Source organism: Gammaproteobacteria bacterium, from assembly GCA_032250735.1.
In the GTDB taxonomy this organism is placed as follows: domain Bacteria; phylum Pseudomonadota; class Gammaproteobacteria; order SZUA-152; family SZUA-152; genus SZUA-152.
In genome coordinates this window covers 1-18,212 of record JAVVEP010000019.1, presented here as the reverse complement: position 1 = coordinate 18,212, position 18,212 = coordinate 1, and the positions used below count along the sequence as shown (strand labels likewise).

Annotated in this window: 16 protein-coding genes and 6 tRNA genes; 15 read left to right on the top strand and 7 right to left on the bottom strand. The window is 56.3% G+C overall.

Annotated elements, in window-relative coordinates; all coding sequences use genetic code 11:
• Positions 1-44: 44 nt before the first annotated feature.
• Positions 45-665, bottom strand: a complete 621-nt coding sequence (gene amrA / locus RRB22_11220; protein ID MDT8384974.1) for an AmmeMemoRadiSam system protein A — start codon at positions 663-665, stop codon at positions 45-47.
• Positions 652-1,470 carry an AmmeMemoRadiSam system protein B gene (amrB, locus tag RRB22_11215; GenBank protein ID MDT8384973.1) on the bottom strand — a complete coding sequence of 273 codons (819 nt, stop codon included), beginning with the start codon at positions 1,468-1,470 and terminating at the stop codon, positions 652-654. The genes amrA and amrB overlap by 14 nt, the downstream gene beginning before the upstream one ends.
• Positions 1,471-1,585: 115 nt before the next feature.
• Between amrB and amrS the strand changes: the two genes are divergently transcribed.
• Entirely contained in the window at positions 1,586-2,704 is a 1,119-nt protein-coding gene (gene amrS, locus RRB22_11210; protein ID MDT8384972.1) for an AmmeMemoRadiSam system radical SAM enzyme, read from the top strand.
• A 132-nt stretch (positions 2,705-2,836) separates the two neighbouring features.
• Here the strand turns inward: amrS and RRB22_11205 are convergent, their stop codons facing one another.
• On the bottom strand, positions 2,837-3,475 hold the full coding sequence (locus tag RRB22_11205) for a PEP-CTERM sorting domain-containing protein (protein MDT8384971.1): 639 nt from the start codon (positions 3,473-3,475) through the stop codon (positions 2,837-2,839).
• A gap of 336 nt (positions 3,476-3,811) precedes the next feature.
• Here RRB22_11205 and RRB22_11200 point away from each other — a divergent pair, with 336 nt between their 5' ends.
• Positions 3,812-4,615, top strand: coding sequence for a ferritin-like domain-containing protein (locus tag RRB22_11200; protein ID MDT8384970.1), 804 nt, complete (start codon positions 3,812-3,814; stop codon positions 4,613-4,615).
• A 122-nt stretch (positions 4,616-4,737) separates the two neighbouring features.
• Positions 4,738-5,502 carry a hypothetical protein gene (locus tag RRB22_11195; protein ID MDT8384969.1) on the top strand — a complete coding sequence of 255 codons (765 nt, stop codon included), beginning with the start codon at positions 4,738-4,740 and terminating at the stop codon, positions 5,500-5,502.
• 6 nt (positions 5,503-5,508) lie between these two features.
• Here RRB22_11195 and RRB22_11190 read toward each other — a convergent pair whose 3' ends face one another.
• The 3 genes from RRB22_11190 to RRB22_11180 all read right to left on the bottom strand — a co-directional run bounded on the left by RRB22_11190 (position 5,509) and on the right by RRB22_11180 (position 7,514).
• Positions 5,509-6,249, bottom strand: a complete 741-nt coding sequence (locus RRB22_11190; protein MDT8384968.1) for a UDP-2,3-diacylglucosamine diphosphatase — start codon at positions 6,247-6,249, stop codon at positions 5,509-5,511.
• A 172-nt stretch (positions 6,250-6,421) separates the two neighbouring features.
• On the bottom strand, positions 6,422-6,922 hold the full coding sequence (locus RRB22_11185; protein MDT8384967.1) for a peptidylprolyl isomerase: 501 nt from the start codon (positions 6,920-6,922) through the stop codon (positions 6,422-6,424).
• Positions 6,923-6,989: 67 nt separating this feature from the next.
• A complete protein-coding gene (locus tag RRB22_11180) occupies positions 6,990-7,514 on the bottom strand; it encodes a peptidylprolyl isomerase (protein ID MDT8384966.1) in 525 nt (174 codons plus the stop codon).
• 317 nt (positions 7,515-7,831) lie between these two features.
• On the opposite strand from RRB22_11180, the gene cysS reads away from it, so the two are divergent.
• Positions 7,832-9,259 (top strand): cysteine--tRNA ligase, encoded by a 1,428-nt coding sequence (cysS, locus tag RRB22_11175; protein ID MDT8384965.1) that lies wholly within the window; start codon positions 7,832-7,834, stop codon positions 9,257-9,259.
• A 19-nt stretch (positions 9,260-9,278) separates the two neighbouring features.
• On the opposite strand, the gene folD is transcribed toward cysS, so the two are convergent.
• Positions 9,279-10,133 carry a bifunctional methylenetetrahydrofolate dehydrogenase/methenyltetrahydrofolate cyclohydrolase FolD gene (gene folD, locus RRB22_11170; protein ID MDT8384964.1) on the bottom strand — a complete coding sequence of 285 codons (855 nt, stop codon included), beginning with the start codon at positions 10,131-10,133 and terminating at the stop codon, positions 9,279-9,281.
• Between the two features lie 185 nt (positions 10,134-10,318).
• Here folD and RRB22_11165 point away from each other — a divergent pair.
• From RRB22_11165 to RRB22_11115, 11 genes are all read left to right on the top strand, one after another.
• Positions 10,319-10,395 (top strand) — tRNA-Pro (locus tag RRB22_11165).
• Positions 10,396-10,477: 82 nt separating this feature from the next.
• Positions 10,478-10,554, top strand: a tRNA-Arg gene (locus RRB22_11160).
• A gap of 82 nt (positions 10,555-10,636) precedes the next feature.
• Positions 10,637-10,712 (top strand) — tRNA-His (locus RRB22_11155).
• Between the two features lie 88 nt (positions 10,713-10,800).
• A tRNA-Lys gene (locus tag RRB22_11150) sits at positions 10,801-10,876 on the top strand.
• A 253-nt stretch (positions 10,877-11,129) separates the two neighbouring features.
• Positions 11,130-11,214: transfer RNA gene (locus RRB22_11145), tRNA-Leu, on the top strand.
• Positions 11,215-11,288: 74 nt separating this feature from the next.
• Positions 11,289-12,596 (top strand): trigger factor, encoded by a 1,308-nt coding sequence (tig, locus tag RRB22_11140; GenBank protein MDT8384963.1) that lies wholly within the window; start codon positions 11,289-11,291, stop codon positions 12,594-12,596.
• A 104-nt stretch (positions 12,597-12,700) separates the two neighbouring features.
• Positions 12,701-13,336 carry an ATP-dependent Clp endopeptidase proteolytic subunit ClpP gene (clpP, locus tag RRB22_11135; GenBank protein ID MDT8384962.1) on the top strand — a complete coding sequence of 212 codons (636 nt, stop codon included), beginning with the start codon at positions 12,701-12,703 and terminating at the stop codon, positions 13,334-13,336.
• 116 nt (positions 13,337-13,452) lie between these two features.
• A complete protein-coding gene (clpX, locus tag RRB22_11130) occupies positions 13,453-14,733 on the top strand; it encodes an ATP-dependent Clp protease ATP-binding subunit ClpX (protein ID MDT8384961.1) in 1,281 nt (426 codons plus the stop codon).
• 273 nt (positions 14,734-15,006) lie between these two features.
• The gene (gene lon / locus RRB22_11125) at positions 15,007-17,442 is read left to right on the top strand and encodes an endopeptidase La (GenBank protein ID MDT8384960.1); all 2,436 of its coding nucleotides are present in this window, start codon (positions 15,007-15,009) and stop codon (positions 17,440-17,442) included.
• Between the two features lie 280 nt (positions 17,443-17,722).
• Positions 17,723-17,995, top strand: coding sequence for an HU family DNA-binding protein (locus RRB22_11120; GenBank protein ID MDT8384959.1), 273 nt, complete (start codon positions 17,723-17,725; stop codon positions 17,993-17,995).
• Positions 17,996-18,008: 13 nt separating this feature from the next.
• A tRNA-Val gene (locus RRB22_11115) sits at positions 18,009-18,084 on the top strand.
• Positions 18,085-18,212 lie beyond the last annotated feature (128 nt).

Sequence of the window (18,212 nt, the reverse complement as noted above, 5' to 3'; positions counted from 1 at the left end):
CGGTGCGGGTTACGATACGGTTTACGAAATGATTTATTGCCGTATCAGAAGGACTCCGTGGTATAGCGTGAAACCTTAAGGGTGTCCGACCAGTAATCCGCCGGCAATCCCGCCTTCATTTTTAGATGTTGTAAAAAGGCTGCCGGTTGGGGCAGGGATTCCCACACCGCGGGCAGAAAGGTGCCCCGATGCCGCCCGTCTTCCAGTATCAACCCGTCAATCCCCGGTCGTAACTGGCGCAGCAGATCCGCCTCACCATCGAATTGTATCGGCTCGGCCCGACTCAATACCGACAGCTGAATATCCACCTCCGAAAAGTCCTGTTCGGTGAGCGGGGGGAAGCGCGGGTCGGCAAAGGCCGCCGCATAGGCGTTGTAGGCGACATCCTCTACCAGCGGGCGGCGCGCCTCCAGCGAACCGATGCAGCCGCGCAGCTCACCGTGTTGTTTGAGGGTGACAAAACTCGCGCCCGGTTCTCTCAGCGGGCGGGGGTAGTAGGGAGTGTCGACGACCAGGTGCCCGCCCTGGCGCAGCCCCTGTTCCACCGCCTTGCGGGCGACCTGATGTAGCAGAATATGTTCTTCCTCACAGAGGCCGGTGGGTTTTGCGTCACTACTGCCAGTCGTACTGGTGCTAGTAGCGAAGTAGGGATCAGTTAAAGACATAGGCGCCGTATCCCACCACCCGATCCCGGGGGCCGGCGGTGTCGCCGGAATTGCGCAGATCAATGGTGCTGGCCTGCAGGCCGTGCTCGCGGGCCAGATACAGCAGGCCGGCGACCGGCACGCAGCCGCAGGCATCTTCCGAATGCACCGCCTCTGCCCGTAGCCCCTCGATGGCATTGGAGGTGTGGCGATCCAGGCGCCTGGCGGTGGTGTAATCGTGGTAGTGGCTGAGGTCGGAGCTGATCACGATGAGCGTCTCCGGCCCGCCCCAGAGCCGCTCCAGTACGGCGGCGACCTCGGCGGGGCTGGCGTCACCCACCACCAGCGGTACCAGCTGAAAGTCATCCAGCACCTCCTGCAAAAACGGTAGATGCACCTCCAGGCTGTGTTCCTGGGCATGAGCCGCGTCCAGACGTTGTACCTGGGGGAGGTCGGCCAGGCTGTCGATGGCGGCGCGATCCAGACGAATCTGCCCCAGCGGGGTGGTGAAGGCGTCGGCACTGCTGCTGGCCAGGCCCCGAAACGGCACCCGGTGCGAGGGGCCGAGCAGGATCACCCGATGGATGCGATCCCGCGCCGGCAGCAGACGCGCGTAGGCGCTGGCGGCCACCGGGCCGGAGTAAACATAACCGGCGTGCGGCGCGATAATCGCCTTGGGTACCGGCGCATTGGGGCGCGTAGCGACGGCCGATGCCAGATAATCGGTCACATCGTCATGCAACTGCTGGCGATCAGCGGGATAGAACATACCGGCCACGGCGGGTGGTCGAATGGTAGTCTGCGCGGCGGTGTGGACAGGCGTCATGTCTTCTTCTCCCCTTTACTATACTGAAGTATAGGCTGGCCTCGGTGATCTCAAGTAACCGTGTAGGCAACCCAAATGACATTTTGAGAATGATTTAAGTGAAAAGGAATCCCACATGACCGCGGCAAAACACTCAGCAGCCTTATCCGCCACCGTGGTGCCGGCCCGCTACTGGCACCGGCTGGACGATGGCCGACTGCAGTGTGATCTCTGTCCGCGGTTCTGCAAATTACATGACAACCAGCAGGGGCTCTGTTTTGTGCGGGCCCGGCAGGGTGACCAGATAGTACTCACCACCTACGGCCGCTCCAGCGGCTTTTGTATCGATCCCATCGAAAAAAAGCCGCTCAACCACTTTTTGCCGGGCACGTCGGTACTGTCATTCGGCACCGCCGGCTGCAACCTGGCCTGCAAGTACTGCCAGAACTGGGACATGAGCAAATCCCGCGAGATGGACACCCTGGCGGATAGTGCCGCGCCGCAAACCCTGGCCCGGGCGGCCAAGGAGCTGGGTTGTCGCAGCATCGCCTATACCTATAACGACCCGGTGATCTTTCTGGAATATGCCGTGGATGTGGCCAGGGAATGTCGCAAGCTGGGGATCAAAAACGTGGCGGTGACGGCCGGCTATATCTGCGAGGAGCCGCGGGTCGAGTTTTTCGAACATATGGATGCTGCCAATGTGGATCTCAAGGCCTTCACCGAGGACTTTTATCACAAGGTCACTGGCGGCCACCTGCAGCCCGTGCTGGATACCCTCCAATACATCAAACACCAAACCGCTGTCTGGCTGGAGACCACCACCCTGTTGATCCCGGGCTATAACGACGCCGACGCCGAGATCGACGCGATGACGAAGTGGGTGGTCAAGGAACTGGGCCCCGATGTCCCCATGCACTTCACCGCCTTTCACCCGGACTGGAAGATGCAGGACGTCCCGCCGACCTCCCTGGAGACCCTGGTGCATGCCCGCGAGATTGCGCTCAACAATGGCGTGCGTTATGCCTACACCGGCAACGTGCATGATGCGAAGGGAGAGAGTACCTACTGCCACCACTGTGGCACGAAGGTGATCGGCCGAGACTGGTACGTGTTATCCGAGTGGCACCTGACCGATGACGGTCACTGTACCGCCTGTGGCACCGCCTGCGCAGGGGTGTTCGACGGCCCGCCCGGTGACTGGGGGCCCCGGCGACAGCCGGTAAGATTGGCCGATTACGAACGGGAAGGATGAAAAGGCTGGGGCGTGCCGGAGGCGAAAGTTGCGTGCAATACAATGCGCTCAGTAGAACGTAGGCGATAAATCGCACGCAATAAAAAAGGCGCCCTGTGAGAAGGGCGCCTTTTTGGTGACCAACCGTCCGGTTTATGCCTGTCTGCGGCGGCGCGTTGCGGCACCCATGCCGAGCAGACCGAGGCCCATCAGCGCCAGCGAGGCAGGTTCTGGCACGGTGGTGGTATCGCCGCTCGCGGTGACCCAGCCACTGAACTCGTTGTCAGTGCCAATGCCGCCAATGTGTGCCGCCACATGGTAATCGTAGGCGCCATTGTTATTGTGGCTGCCATAGGCAAAGTTGGTCGCAGTGATACCGGTGCCGGTGATCAGCGTGCTAAAGCTATCGCCCTGCTGCAGACTATTGATGAAATCAAATTTAAAATCGAACCAGCCGCCGACACCATCGGCCTTGTGGGCATTTTCGTTAGTATCGAGGCTGGCATTCAAAAAGGGCCCAATGCTTGACCATGCGGAATAGGGTTCCATGTTAAAGAACAGGTTCTTGATATGTTCACCTGGCAACAGATTGACCGTGGTCAGGGTCAGTCTGACCGTGCCTGCGCTGTCTTCGTCATCGAACACCACGGTGGCCCAGGGTGTGGCGCCCCCGGGTGCATAGGCGCCACTAAATTCCACATTCAGGTCGTACGAAATGACCGTCGCGCCGGCATAGGCGGGAATGAGCAGTGCTAGTAATACCAATAACTTTTTCATCACTATCTTTTTCATTACAACTACCTCAGGTAAAACCCTATAAAATCGACTGTCGCTTCCAGGCCGTAAGCAGGTATCGGGCCAAAATCAATAATTGATTGAAATTAAAGTGTTTATTGATGGTCTTCGGGATATGGATCAGTGCGATGTAAAGAAAATCGACAGCGCGTGAGGATGAAAGCGTGGGTTTCTGTCTGGGCGCAAGGGGATCGCCTCAGCGTCTGGATCATTATTTCTATATAATCAATAACCTATTATGGTTTCAGGGCGTAAGATAATCCGACGGTTGTGGATTGGGGCGGTCTCCCGCGGGAGTGTGTCAGGGTTGATTCATGGGGTGGGCGAGGTGCTATGGGCTTAATGGGGACGGTCTGGCGGTGTTTGGCGCGCTGTGATGCGCAGGAAAAGGCATCTGAAACCCGTGCCGCTGCGCGGCAGTGGCGGGCGGGGAAGATACCCCTGGTTTTGGGAGGTGATCCCGAGCCGATCGGTACGCCGGGGCGACCCGCAAAACCCGCTCTGGTGGCGCCAAAGCGGCTCCACCGTCGCAGCCTGCACACGCCCGAGGGCCACGCGGCGCTGATCCATGCGATTGCCCATATCGAGTTCAATGCCATCAATCTGGCCCTGGATGCGGTGTACCGTTTTCGTGACATGCCGGCGGCCTATTACGACGACTGGATGCGCGTGGCGGATGAGGAGGCCTATCATTTTCAGTTGATGCGCGATCATCTCTACACCCTGGGGTATGATTACGGGGATTTTGATGCCCACGATGGCCTGTGGGAGATGGCGCAGAAGACCGCAGACGACCCCCTGGTGCGCATGGCCCTGGTGCCTCGCGTGCTGGAGGCGCGGGGTTTGGACGTCACCCCAGGCATCATGAAAAAACTCTCCGATCACGGCGATCAGGCGGCGGTGGCGGTGCTGGAGATCATCCTGCGGGATGAGGTGGGGCATGTGGAAATCGGCACCCGCTGGTTTCATTATCTCTGCGCCGCCCGCGGTCTGGAACCCGAGGCGACCTTTCGGGGTCTCTATGAGGCATATATGGGGGGTGTGGGCAGGGGGCGCGCCTCCGGGCCGTTGCACCGTGATGCCCGGCTCGCCGCCGGCTTCAGCGAAAATGAACTGGCCTTTCTGGAAGGGAATTGATGGGCAGATATCTGTTAACTAAAAAGCAAAAGCAAAAGCAAAAGCAAAAGCGTAAAGGAAAAGCAATGGTGAAATGTGTGCAGCGAGACAAGACGGCAGCGACGATATTGGTGAGGCGGAGTATGCGGGGAGTTGCAGCGGGCCTGCTGGTCACGCTGGCGGCGTGTAGCACCCTGCAGAGCGCCCCGCCAAAAACGGCTGAAGAGCTAAAGGCCATGCCGGGTAACCTGCTGATCATGGTGGAGAGCGAGGGTGGTGATGCCACCTTTACCACCCGGATATTCGTCAACGAGGGTTATCTGCACATGTCCGACAATCGCTCACCCGCCGACTATATGCTGTTTAATCGCAGCGAGAGGACCATTTATAACGTCACCGCAGAAGATAAAACCATCCTGGTGATCAAGGATAAGCCGGTGAATGTCGCCTCGCCCATCGAACTGGATTACCAGGAAGAGTCGCAACCCTCTGGCGCGATCCCCAAAATTAATGGTCAGCAGGCCACGCATTACCTGTACACGGCGAATGGCGAACACTGTTATGACGCGGTGGTGATGCCCAAAGCGTTCATGCCGGACGTGGTAGCGGCCATGCGCGAATTTCGCGAGGTGCTGGCTGGTGAGCACGCGACCACGGTGCACCTCACACCCAAGTCATTACTCGACGCCTGTGATCTGTCGGTCAATATCTTTCACGCCACCCAGCATATGGATCATGGCCTGCCGATCCGCGAATGGGACCGGCACGGCTACCGGCGTTTCCTGAAAGACTATCGTGAAAACCTGCAGGCCTCGGAAGGTGCCTTTGATCTGCCGCCGGACTATGAGCGTTATTCGGTGGGCGATATGCTGGCTGCCGACGCTGAGAAACCGGCGGAACCGAAATAGCCGGTGTCAGTGTTGGTCGGTCTGTGTGGGTGCCGGGCTGGTCAACTCCACACCGTCCTCACTGACGGATAACACGCTGGATTGATCGTACCAGTCGCCCAGCACAATGCGCGTCACCGCTGTCTCATCCACCCATAGCTGGTGAATGGCGGGACGGTGTGTGTGTCCATGGATGAGCCGGGTGACACCGTGGCTGCGAAAAACCTCGAGTACCGACTTTTCGTTGACGTCCATGATGGCGTCGGATTTTTCCCGGGTGCGGAGCGTGCTTTCGGCCCGCGCCTCACGCGCCATGGCCATGCGTTCGTCGATGGTCTTCGCCAACACGGCTGCTTGCCAGGCGGGGTCGCGCACCTGGCGGCGAAACTGCTGATAGTCCACATCGTCGGTGCACAGCGTGTCACCGTGCATTAACAGGGTGTCTGTCCCGTACAGCTTGATGACGCTGGGATCCGGCAACAATGTACAGCCGGTCATCTCTGCAAACCGCTCACCGATCAGAAAGTCCCGATTCCCCACCAGCACAAACACCGGCACACCACTTTCCGTTAGCCTGGAAAGTTCATCCAGCACCGGCTGCATGCCGGCAGATACCGCATCGTCTCCCAGCCATGCCTCGAACAGGTCCCCGAGAATATACAGGGCCTCAGCATGCGCTGCCTGTTCACGGAGAAAGGTCCGAAACAGGGCGATGATTTCGGGACGTTCCTCCGTGAGATGCAGGTCAGAAATAAACAGAGTGGCCATCGTGGGTCTTTGCTGTAGGCGCTGTGCGGTCAGTTAAACGTAGCGGGGCTTAACGCGCATGGCCGTCCGTACGCTGTCCTTTTTGGATCAAGAGCTGAATCAAGAGCTGAATCAATTATTGAATCAGTTGATCCTTCCACCCGCGATCGCAGGCAAGACAGGCCCGCGGCGCTTATTCGTCGTCAATCACTTCGGCCTTTTCGATGATGATGTCCTCGGCGGGTACATCCTGATGGCCGGCGCGTGAGGTGGTCTTCACGGCCTTTATCTTCTCAACGACATCCATCCCATTGACGACCTTGCCAAACACGGCATAACCCCAGCCCTGTGGCGTGGGTGAGGTGTGGTCGAGAAAGGCGTTGTCGGCGACATTGATAAAAAACTGCGAGGAGGCCGAGTGCGGGTCGTTGGTGCGCGCCATGGCCAGGGTGCCCTTGACGTTTTTCAGGCCGTTGTCGGCCTCGTTCTCGATCGTCGCGCGGGTCTTCTTTTGGGACATGTCGGGCAGCATGCCGCCACCCTGGATCATAAAGTTGTTGATCACGCGGTGAAAGATGGTGCCGTCGAAATGGCCGTCTTTCACATATTGCTCGAAATTGGCGGCGCTCTTGGGCGCCTTGTCGAAATCGAGTTCAATGTCGATGATGCCCATCGTGGTGGTCATACGAATCATGTGTTTTTTCCTTGTATGGCTTATTGAGTGTGATGATGTCTATGGCGCTAACGAGACCGGGCGAAAATTATTGCGCCACTGGTGCCGGAGGGGCGGCAGGCATTGCGGCATCCAGTGTGACGCGTTCAATGATGACCGGCGTGCGTGGCACATCGGAGGGGAAGGGCCCGCCACTGCCGGTGGCCGAACGGCGGATCTTGTCGACGACATCCATGCCCTCGACCACCTTGCCGAACACCGCGTAACCCCAGCCGCGCGGGGTCGGCGAGCGGTGGTCGAGGAAGTCGTTATTGGCCACGTTGATGAAAAATTGGGCAGTCGCTGAATGGGGGTCATTGGTGCGCGCCATGGCGATGGTGCCATTGAGATTTTTTAGCCCATTATTGGCCTCATTCTCCACGGGTGCACGGGTGGGCTTTTTTTGGAAATCCTGGGTGAAGCCGCCACCCTGGATCATGAAGCCATCGATCACACGGTGAAAAATGGTGCCGTCATAAAAACCGTCCTGCACATAACTCAAAAAGTTCTCGACGCTTCTGGGGGCCTTTTCGCGGTCCAGCTCCAGCAGGATGTCACCGAAGGTGGTGACCATGCGCACACGCGGGTGCTGGTCGTCTGCGCCGGCCTGGCCGAGAGACAAAACGAGCAAAACGCACAGCAGGGTGAGTCGATTCAGGGCTTTCATGCAATGTATTCCTCTTGATTCGGTGGGTGCGGTGGGGTGTCGGCCGCAGTGACCGGCAATTCTAGCGGGTTTGTTCCCTTCGAGAAAGCCGCCGGCCGCTTGCGCCTGGCGGCATGGCATTGTGATTCGCGGCCTTGTGGTCAATTGCCGGCTTTGTAGTCAAGAGGGGATTTCGCTACCATTGCCCGCCATTGACGCCACCAACCACAACTGTAGATCTCATCATGCTCAGGATTCACAACAATCTCACCAAAACGAAAGAGGCCTTCGTGCCCATCGACCCGAATAACGTGCGCATGTACGTCTGCGGGATGACGGTGTACGACTATTGTCATCTCGGCCACGCCCGGGTGCTGGTGGTGTTTGACGTGGTGAACCGCTATCTGCGCAAGGTGTTCGGCGATGGGCATGTCACCTACGTGCGCAATATCACTGATGTGGACGACAAAATTATCGCCCGCGCCAATGAAAACGGCGAGGCCATCGGCGCCCTGACGCAGCGTTTTATTGATGAGATGAATGCCGATGCCGCTGCCCTGGGTGTGCTGCGCCCGGATGAGGAGCCCCGCGCCACCACGCACATGGATGAGATCATCGCCATGATCCAGACCCTGATGGACAAGGGCTATGCCTATCAGGGGGCGAATGGCGGGGACGTCTATTACGATGTGTCCCGGTTTACGTCCTACGGCCAGTTGTCGGGCAAAAATACCGATGACCTGCGATCCGGGGCGCGTGTCGAGGTGGTGGCGGCGAAAGATGACCCGCTGGACTTCGTGCTGTGGAAAATGGCCAAGCCCGAAGAAGCGGTCAGTTGGCCCTCGCCCTGGGGCGCCGGCCGTCCTGGCTGGCATATCGAGTGCTCGGCCATGGCGACCTGTTGTCTGGGCAATCATTTTGATATTCATGGCGGCGGGCTGGATCTACAGTTTCCGCACCACGAAAACGAGATCGCGCAGAGCGAGGCGGCCACTGGCGAAAAGTTCGTCAATGTCTGGATGCACAACGGTTTCGTGCGTATCGATGAGGAAAAGATGTCCAAGTCGCTGGGCAATTTTTTCACCATCCGTGAGGTGCTTGAACGCTATGATCCCGAAGTGGTGCGGTTTTTCGTCCTTAACAGCCACTACCGCAGCCCGCTGAACTATTCCGACAAACACCTGGATGAGGCGAGGGCGGCGCTGACCACTTTGTATATGGCCTTACGGGGTCTTGATTTAATTGAGGATAAGGTCGGTGCCGAATTTGAAGAGGGTTTTTATGAGATAGGCTTCGCAAAAGCCATGGATGATGATTTTAATACCCCCAAGGCGATTGCGGTGTTGTTCGAGTTGGCAGGGGAAATAAACCGGATGCGGAATGAAGCGCCCGAAAAGGCGGCTCAACTGGGTAGAACATTAAAACATCTTGGTGGCTATTTGGGATTATTCACCCGTGAACCCGAAGCATTTTTACAGGGTGAGACACAGGGCGGGTCTGGCGCGGCAGGCCAGGGCCTGTCCTCTGACGAGATTGAGAGCCTTATCGATCAGCGCCTGCAGGCCCGCGCCCACAAGGACTGGGCCGAATCCGACCGCATCCGTGACGCCCTGGCGGCACAGGGTATTGTGCTGGAAGATGGCGCCGCCGGCACCACCTGGCGACGGGAATAGGTCTAACGCGCTAGGCCGGTTATCGGTGTAGCTGGTCAGCGGCATCCGCCGTGTTCTGCAACAGGGTGGCGACGGTCATCGGTCCCACGCCACCGGGCACCGGGGTGATCCATCCGGCACGCTGGCGGGCGGCCTCAAAGTCCAGGTCGCCCACCAGCTTGCCGTCCGCATTGCGATTGATCGCCACATCGATAACCACTGCACCGGGTTTGATCCATTCGGCATCGACGATACCGATCTTGCCGACCGCCACAATCAGCAAGTCAGCGCGACGGACGTGCGCCTCCAGATCCTGGGTAAAACGATGGCAGGTGGTCACGGTGCAGCCGGCCAGCAACAGTTCCAGGCCCATGGGCCGACCGACGATATTCGAGGCGCCGACTATCACGGCATCCATGCCGCGAAGGTTCTGACCGATCTTTTCCAGCAGGGTAATGACGCCGCGCGGGGTGCAGGGACGCAGCACGGGTTGGCGTAGCGCCAGGCGTCCCACGTTGTAGGGGTGAAAACCGTCCACGTCCTTGTCGGGGTGGATGCGTTCGATGACGTTTTCCGTACCGATGTGGGCGGGCAGGGGCAGTTGCACCAGGATACCGTCGATGTCCGGATTGTCATTGAGTGCGTCGATCAGCGCCAGCAGGGCGGCCTCCTGGGTGTCCGCGGGCAGATCGTGTGCCACGGAGACAAAGCCCACCTCTTCACAGGCGCGGCGCTTGCTGTCGACGTAGACCTGTGAGGCGGGGTCCGACCCCACCAGGACCACCGCCAGCCCCGGCGCGCGCAACCCCTTGGCAAGCCGCTGCTCGACGCGGCTCTTGATGTCTTGTCGAAGTTCGGCGGCAATGGCCTTGCCATCAATAATATGTGCGCTCATGGGTGACTCAGAGGTTGGTAAAGCCGTGAAATTTCAGGGGCGCTATAATCGCATGGCCTTCGCTGTTTCGCCAATATCCCCGCCTTTTTTGTCGTGATTGTGCGCGGGCCAAAAATTTTACCGAAAAGTCTGCGCCTGCGGATAGCATCCGTCGGACACTGCCGCTATAATGCCCGCCCTCAGTTCGGGGTATAGCGCAGTCTGGTAGCGCGCCTGCTTTGGGAGCAGGATGTCGGGAGTTCGAATCTCTCTACCCCGACCACATTTTTTGTAGGCAAGTTTTAGGCAAGTTTTAGGCAAGTTGTAGGCATGAGGCACTCGGTTCAACCTGTTGACCAAACGATGCGCCCGTAGCTCATTCGGATAGAGCATCGGCCTTCTAAGCCGAGGGTAGCAGGTTCGAATCCTGCCGGGCGCGCCATGTTTTTCAGATGTTCGCCGTCACTCGGTGTTCATTTTATTGCCGCGTAATGTATAATCGCGGCCCGGTTTGATGACCGATGGTGGGCGTAGCTCAGTTGGTAGAGCCCTGGATTGTGATTCCAGTCGTCGTGGGTTCGAGTCCCATCGTCCACCCCATATATTATGAGTAAGTCATTCGCGCCAGGCGGTATGAATGACATCAGTTTTTGACCCTGGTACGGGAAAGTTACAGGGTGCCCAGTTTGGGCCATTAGCTCAATTGGTAGAGCAGTTGACTCTTAATCAATTGGTTGTAGGTTCAAGTCCTACATGGCCCACCAGTCCAAAAGCCCGGCCTTTATGCCCCAGAGGGTAAATGCCGGGCTTTTTTGTGGATGCGAGCTTGATCCACAGAAAATCACTGGTTTCGATTTCTGTCATCACAAGGCGATGGTAGAATGCAGTGCGGGTCGGTCAGGGTCACCACAGATTCAAGGCCGGTGGCATGGTTCGGCCCAACCCGGTTCTGATGGGGCAACCCGTGAGAGCCCATAGGTGTGACTGATATGAAGTCGCGCTTATAATTTTTATTACGCCGCCCTGGTGAAATTGGTATACACGCCAGATTTAGGTTCTGGTGGGGCAACCCGTCCCGGTTCGAGTCCGGGGGGCGGCACCATATTTTGATAACATGAAGGCTAGCGTTCGCGTTGGTCTGATTGGGTGAATTCATCTTTAAGTGGGGAAATAGCAATGCAAGTTTCTGTTGAAACGACCAGCGGTTTGGAACGTCGGATGACGGTGACAGTGCCTAAAGAGAACGTCGATGGCGAAGTCGAAAAGCGCCTGAAAGACCTGGCTGGGCGTGTCAAAATTGATGGTTTTCGCCCCGGCAAGGTGCCGTTCAGCGTGGTGCGTAAGAAGTTCGCCGGTTCGGTAAGCCAGGAAGTCATGAGCGAAGTCATGCAGAACAGCTTTTATCAGGCCGTGGTGCAGGAAAAACTGCGCCCCGCCGGCATGCCGCTGATCGAGCCCGGTAATGCGACTGAGAATTTTGAGTTTACCGCGACCTTTGAGGTTTACCCTGAGTTTGAACTAAAAGGCTTCGACAAAATCAAAGTGGAACGTCCTGTGCTGGAGATCGGTGATGCCGATATCGACAAGATGCTGGACACCATTCGCGCCCAACGCAAAACCTGGCAGGAAGTGGATCGCGCCGCCAAGACTGGCGACCAGGTGACTATCGATTTCGTTGGCTCCATCGATGGCGAGGAATTCCCTGGAGGTGCAGGTCAGCAGGTGCCGGTTGAGCTGGGTGCCGGACGCATGATTAGTGGGTTTGAAGAACAGCTGACGGGCGCCAAGGCCGGGCAGGAGCTGACGTTAAACGTGACCTTCCCCGAGGCTTACCATGCAAAAGAGCTGGCGGGTAAGGCCGCGGCGTTTGCAACCACCGTGCGTAAGGTGGAAGAATCGGTACTGCCGGAGCTGAATGATGAATTCGCGGCCGATTTCGGTGTCAAGGAAGGCGGTCTGGCTGCCCTGAAACAGCAGGTGCGCGACAATATGCAGCGTGAGGCCGACCAGGCTATCAATAATCGCATCAAAGAACAGGTGTTCGACGGTCTGATGGGTCTGGACCTGCTGGAAGTGCCCAAGGCGCTGGTCGACAGTGAAATCGATACCCTGGTGAAGCAACGCCAGCAGGCCCTGCAGCAATATGCCGGCGCCGGTCAGGTGCAGGATGTGGATCCCGCACAATTTGAGACTCAGGCGCGGCGTCGTGTGTCACTGGGCCTGATCCTTTCGGAGGTGATCAAGGCCAATAATATCAGTGTGCCGCCGGCCCGCCTGCGCGAGGCCGTAGAAAAGCTGGCCTCAACCTATGAGCGCCCCGAAGACGTGGTGAAATATTATTACAGTGACAAAGACCGCTTGAAAGAGCTGGAAAATGTCACCCTGGAAGAGATGGCGGTCGAATCCGTACTGGCGCAGGCCAAGGTTAGCGACCAACCGATCTCATTTGACGCTCTTATGAATCCGGGGCAGACTGCGAGCTGATCTATGGCGCCTGGTGCGTCCACTGCATAGACTAATGACTCAATAGCCAATAAGAGAGATTGCACATACCCATGAAAAACTCGCCTTACGCAGGAACAGGAATGATGGCCGGTGTCAGTAATCCGATTGAGAACCTGAATTTGATTCCCATCGTGGTAGAGCAATCTGCACGTGGTGAGCGTTCTTACGACATCTATTCTCGGCTGCTTAAGGAACGCGTCATTTTTCTGGTCGGGCAGGTGGATGATCACGTTGCCAATGTCATCGTGGCGCAGATGCTGTTCCTGGAATCCGAAAATCCGGATAAAGATATCAGTTTTTACATCAACTCACCGGGCGGCTCCGTCACGGCGGGTTTGGCGATCTATGACACGATGCAGTTCATCAGCTGTGACGTGAGCACCATGTGTATCGGCCAGGCCGCAAGTATGGGCGCCTTACTGATGACCGGCGGCGCCAAGGGTAAGCGTTTTTGTCTGCCACATTCTCGCCTGATGATCCATCAACCCCTGGGCGGTGTGCAGGGACAGGCGACGGATATCGAAATCCACGCCCGGGAGATTCTCTCGATCCGTGACCGCCTGAACAAAATCATGTCGGATCACACCGGCCAGCCGATGGAGAAAATCTCCCAGGATACCGATCGCGACAACTTCATGAGTGGTGAAGAATCAGTGGCTTACGGGCTAATTGATGAAGTACTGCAGCGACGCGCCATTCCGGAAAAGACTGATATTTAATACGGTTGCCACGTCTGCCCGGTGACGCTAAAGTAAATCCCGGCTAACGACGATATTTTATCTAAGGGTGAGGGCTCATCTGGATGTCCATCCCCTAGAAATTTCCAGAGGTAATCATGAGCGACGACAGGCAAAACAAGGGTGATGATGGCGGCAAGCTGCTGTATTGCTCATTTTGCGGAAAGAGCCAGCACGAAGTCAGGAAGCTCATTGCTGGGCCTTCTGTATTTGTCTGTGACGAGTGTGTTGAGCTGTGTAACGACATCATCCGCGAAGAGGTGGAGGAGAAGGTCGCCGGTCATGGGAATAGCAAGCTTCCAACGCCGCGTGAAATCAATCAACGACTGGATGAATATGTCATCGGTCAGCCCGGTGCCAAAAAAATCCTCTCGGTCGCCGTTTACAACCATTATAAGCGGCTTGAGGCAGGCACCAAGAAAGACGATGTGGAGCTGTCCAAAAGTAATATTTTGCTAATCGGTCCAACCGGTAGCGGTAAAACCCTGTTGGCGGAGACCCTGGCCAGACTGTTGGATGTGCCATTCACCATTGCCGATGCGACCACCCTCACCGAGGCGGGTTATGTTGGCGAAGATGTGGAAAACATCATCCAGAAGTTGCTGCAGAAATGCGATTATGATGTGGACAAGGCCCAAACCGGCATTGTTTATATTGATGAAATCGACAAGATTTCCCGCAAGTCCGACAATCCCTCGATCACCCGCGATGTATCGGGAGAAGGTGTGCAGCAGGCCTTGCTGAAACTGATCGAGGGTACCATTGCCTCGGTCCCCCCACAGGGTGGTCGCAAACATCCCCAGCAGGAATTTTTGCAGGTCAACACGGCCAATATCCTGTTTATCTGTGGTGGCGCTTTTGATGGTCTCGATCGGTTGATCCGTGAGCGATCCGAAAAGAGCGGCATCGGTTTTTCGGCCGTGGTACAGAGCAAAGCCAATCAGAAAAGTATTGGTGAGGTTCTTGAAGATGTGGCGCCGGAAGATCTCACCCGCTATGGCCTGATTCCGGAATTTGTCGGTCGTCTGCCGGTTATTGCGACCTTGAAAGAACTGGATGAGGATGCGCTGGTACGGATTTTGACCGAGCCAAAAAATGCGATTACCAAGCAATATGCCAAATTGTTTGAAATGGAAGATTGCGAACTGGAATTCCGTGACGAGGCCCTGCATGCCGTGGCAAAAAAGGCCATGGAACGGAAGACCGGCGCGCGTGGCTTACGCTCCATCCTGGAAAAGATTCTTCTGGATACCATGTATGACCTGCCAACTCTGGAAGGTTTGAGCAAGGCCATCATTGATGCCGATGTGATTAATGCTAAATCGAAACCTCTGCTGATCTATGAGGGGGGCGAGCAGCATCGGGCTGCTTCCGACTAGACAAACTGCCTCTAACGGGCTGAATGTCATAGATTTTTATTATAAAAGCCGGGTTTTCCCGGCTTTTTTCTATTTTGCCTCCCCTGAAACCCACTCGTATGCGGCATTTATGTACATATAAGTAATCAAATATCGACTCAAGCCTTGAAGTCGGGGGGCAGAGCCCTAAGATTGTTATTGAACTTTATTAAACTAAAGGCCGGCGCGATTTCTGCCGACTTGATAGGTACGTGCCATACTCGGCTCATATATGCCACTCGAGGGATGCCCGAAATGTCGGACAAAGACAAAACTTCAGATGTAATCAACGATCAGCCGCAGATCATGCCTGTCCTGCCGCTGCGTGATGTAGTGGTCTATCCCTACATGGTCATCCCCCTGTTTGTGGGGCGTGACAAATCCATTAACGCCCTTGAGGCCGCCATGGAAGATGACAAGCAGATCCTGCTCGCCGCCCAAAAGAGCGCCTCACAGGACGACCCTGAGCCCGATGATCTTTATCGTACCGGCACGGTTGCCAATATCCTGCAGCTGTTGAAATTGCCCGATGGCACCATCAAGGTGCTGGTCGAGGGTAGCGAGCGCGCCAAGGTGTTGAATTACCTGGGCACCGAAGACTATTTCCAGGCGCAGGTCAGCCTGCTGGGTAACGAAAGCGAAGGACTGGATGAACGTGAAAGCGAGGTGCTGATGCGCTCTGTGCTTGCACAGTTTGACCAGTACGTGAAACTCAGTAAAAAAGTCCCGCCAGAGATTCTGTCGTCATTGGCCGGTATCGAAGAGCCGGGCCGTCTTGCCGACACCATCGCCGCGCACATGTCACTGAAAATCGAGGAGAAGCAGGCTATTCTCGAAATTGATGACATGCGCGAACGTCTTGAACATATCATCGCGCTGATGGAGGCGGAGATCGATCTGTTGCAGGTCGAAAAGCGCATTCGTGGCCGCGTCAAACGCCAGATGGAAAAAAGCCAGCGCGAGTATTATCTCAACGAGCAGATGAAGGCCATCCAGAAAGAGCTGGGTGATATGGATGATGGCCATAATGAACTGGATGAACTGGCCAGCAAGATTGAAAAGGCCGGCATGTCCAAAGAGGCCCGTGAAAAGGCCGATGCGGAATTGTCAAAACTGCGCATGATGTCGCCGATGTCGGCAGAAGCATCCGTGGTCAGAAATTATATCGACTGGTTGGTCAATGTGCCGTGGAAGAAGCGGACCAAGGTGCGGCACGACCTCGCCAGGGCAATGGAAGTGCTGGAAGCGGATCACTATGGCCTGGAGAAGGTAAAAGAACGTATTCTCGAGTACCTTGCCGTGCAGCAGCGTGCGAAAAAAGTGAAAGGACCCATTCTGTGTCTGGTGGGACCTCCCGGTGTGGGCAAGACCTCGTTGGGTAAATCCATTGCGCGTGCGACCAATCGCAAATTTATTCGCATGTCTCTGGGTGGTGTGCGTGACGAGGCCGAGATCCGCGGTCATCGGCGCACCTATATCGGCGCGATGCCGGGCAAGATTGTGCAAAATCTGGCCAAGGTTGAAACGCGTAATCCACTGTATCTGCTGGATGAGCTCGACAAAATGGCCATGGATTTCCGTGGCGACCCGGCCTCCGCCCTGCTGGAGGTGCTCGATCCAGAGCAAAACAACAGCTTCAATGATCACTATCTGGAAGTCGATTACGACCTGTCGGACGTGATGTTTGTGGCCACCGCGAACTCACTTAACATTCCTGGACCATTGCTGGATCGAATGGAAGTGATTCGACTTGCCGGTTACACCGAAGACGAAAAGGTCAATATCGCCGAGCGTTATCTAGTGAGCAAGCAGGTTGAGCAAACGGGCCTGAAAGAAAGCGAGATTCACATTAATGAGCCTGCGATCCGCGATATTATTCGCTATTACACCCGTGAAGCGGGTGTGCGCGGGCTGGAACGCGAAATTTCAAAGCTGTGTCGCAAGGTCGTCAAACAAATTTTGTTGGAGCCTAAGACCAAAAAAATTAACGTGACTTCTCGCAACCTTGAAAAGTTTCTAGGGGTGCGACGGTTCCGCTTTGGCAGTGCCGAAGAGACCGATCAGATCGGTCAGGTCACAGGCCTTGCCTGGACCGAAGTGGGTGGCGAACTGCTGACCATCGAAGCCGTGAAGATGCCAGGTAAGGGCAAACACAGCGTGACCGGTCAGCTGGGCGATGTGATGAAAGAATCCGTCCAGGCCGCGATGAGCGTGGTGCGGAGCCGCGTCAAAACCCTGGGCCTGGACCCGGAGTTTTATACCGAGAGCGATATCCATATCCACGTGCCGGAAGGTGCCGTGCCGAAAGATGGCCCGAGTGCCGGTGTGGGCATGTGCACGGCGCTGGTCTCGGTGTTGACGGAAATACCCGTGCGTGCCGATGTCGCGATGACCGGAGAAATCACCCTTCGTGGTGAAGTTTTGCCCATCGGCGGCCTGAAGGAAAAGCTGTTGGCGGCACACCGTGGCGGCATCAAAACGGTGCTGATACCGTTCGAAAATACACGTGATTTGGCGGATATTCCCAAGAATATCAAGCAGGATCTCGATATTCGGCCGGTGCGCTGGATCGATGAGGTGCTACAGGTGGCCTTGCAACATATGCCGGAACCGTTGCCGCAGGGTAAACCCGGCGCCAAGGTGCCACCGACACGCAAAGCGCCGAAACGCAAAACCATCCAGACGCATTAATCACCATTTCTGATTTGAAATGCCGCCCCGGAATTTTCCGGTGGCGGCTTTTTTTTGGTCGGTCGCTATTATTTTTGGAGGAGTGATTTGCCGGAAAAGGCTGGTGAATTGGGCCCAAATGCCGCACAATCCTTGACACAGGTGAACCGCCATTGGTATAAAACGTGGCGACACACATCAGCCGCCTGGATAATAATAACGTGCAGGCGGTGTTTTTTTGCGAGACGACTCGCAACTCCTAATAAAGCCATAGAAAAACTACACAGAGAGGTGTTCTAACGTGAACAAAGCAGAATTGATCGATGCCGTTGCAGACAGTGCAGATATTTCCAAAGCCGCCGCCAGTCGTGCTGTTGACGGTTTAGTCGCAGCTATTACCGGCGCCTTAAAAAATGGGGACCAGGTTGCCATGATCGGTTTTGGTACCTTCAGTGTGAAGGATCGCGCAGCCCGCACCGGCCGCAACCCGCGTACCGGCGAAGCCATTGAAATCAAGGCCTCAAAAAATCCTGTCTTTAAGGCTGGTAAAGCGCTGAAGGATGCCGTAAACTAGCGCGCTCTCCTGGGGGTGCTTAGCTCAGTTGGGAGAGCGTCGCCTTTACACGGCGAATGTCGGGGGTTCAAGTCCCTCAGCACCCACCATTGCTTTAATTGGCTTTGGCTATAAATTAAACGTTAATAGCTTGAAGTTAATTAGGGAATCAGGTTTATGTTGGGGAGTGGTAGTTCAGTTGGTTAGAATACCGGCCTGTCACGCCGGGGGTCGCGGG

What these genes read in the sequence shown, in the direction of transcription:
- clpP (MDT8384962.1), top strand. Translation starts at nt 12,701, where the DNA reads ATGGCCGGTGTCAGTAATCCGATTGAGAACCTGAATTTGATTCCCATC.
- RRB22_11190 (MDT8384968.1), bottom strand. Translation starts at nt 6,249, where the DNA reads ATGGCCACTCTGTTTATTTCTGACCTGCATCTCACGGAGGAACGTCCC.
- amrB (MDT8384973.1), bottom strand. Translation starts at nt 1,470, where the DNA reads ATGACGCCTGTCCACACCGCCGCGCAGACTACCATTCGACCACCCGCC.
- RRB22_11185 (MDT8384967.1), bottom strand. Translation starts at nt 6,922, where the DNA reads ATGATTCGTATGACCACCACGATGGGCATCATCGACATTGAACTCGAT.
- RRB22_11195 (MDT8384969.1), top strand. Translation starts at nt 4,738, where the DNA reads ATGCGGGGAGTTGCAGCGGGCCTGCTGGTCACGCTGGCGGCGTGTAGC.
- cysS (MDT8384965.1), top strand. Translation starts at nt 7,832, where the DNA reads ATGCTCAGGATTCACAACAATCTCACCAAAACGAAAGAGGCCTTCGTG.
- RRB22_11180 (MDT8384966.1), bottom strand. Translation starts at nt 7,514, where the DNA reads ATGGTCACCACCTTCGGTGACATCCTGCTGGAGCTGGACCGCGAAAAG.
- amrA (MDT8384974.1), bottom strand. Translation starts at nt 665, where the DNA reads ATGTCTTTAACTGATCCCTACTTCGCTACTAGCACCAGTACGACTGGC.
- RRB22_11200 (MDT8384970.1), top strand. Translation starts at nt 3,812, where the DNA reads ATGGGCTTAATGGGGACGGTCTGGCGGTGTTTGGCGCGCTGTGATGCG.
- amrS (MDT8384972.1), top strand. Translation starts at nt 1,586, where the DNA reads ATGACCGCGGCAAAACACTCAGCAGCCTTATCCGCCACCGTGGTGCCG.
- tig (MDT8384963.1), top strand. Translation starts at nt 11,289, where the DNA reads ATGCAAGTTTCTGTTGAAACGACCAGCGGTTTGGAACGTCGGATGACG.
- RRB22_11205 (MDT8384971.1), bottom strand. Translation starts at nt 3,475, where the DNA reads ATGAAAAAGATAGTGATGAAAAAGTTATTGGTATTACTAGCACTGCTC.
- lon (MDT8384960.1), top strand. Translation starts at nt 15,007, where the DNA reads ATGTCGGACAAAGACAAAACTTCAGATGTAATCAACGATCAGCCGCAG.
- clpX (MDT8384961.1), top strand. Translation starts at nt 13,453, where the DNA reads ATGAGCGACGACAGGCAAAACAAGGGTGATGATGGCGGCAAGCTGCTG.
- folD (MDT8384964.1), bottom strand. Translation starts at nt 10,133, where the DNA reads ATGAGCGCACATATTATTGATGGCAAGGCCATTGCCGCCGAACTTCGA.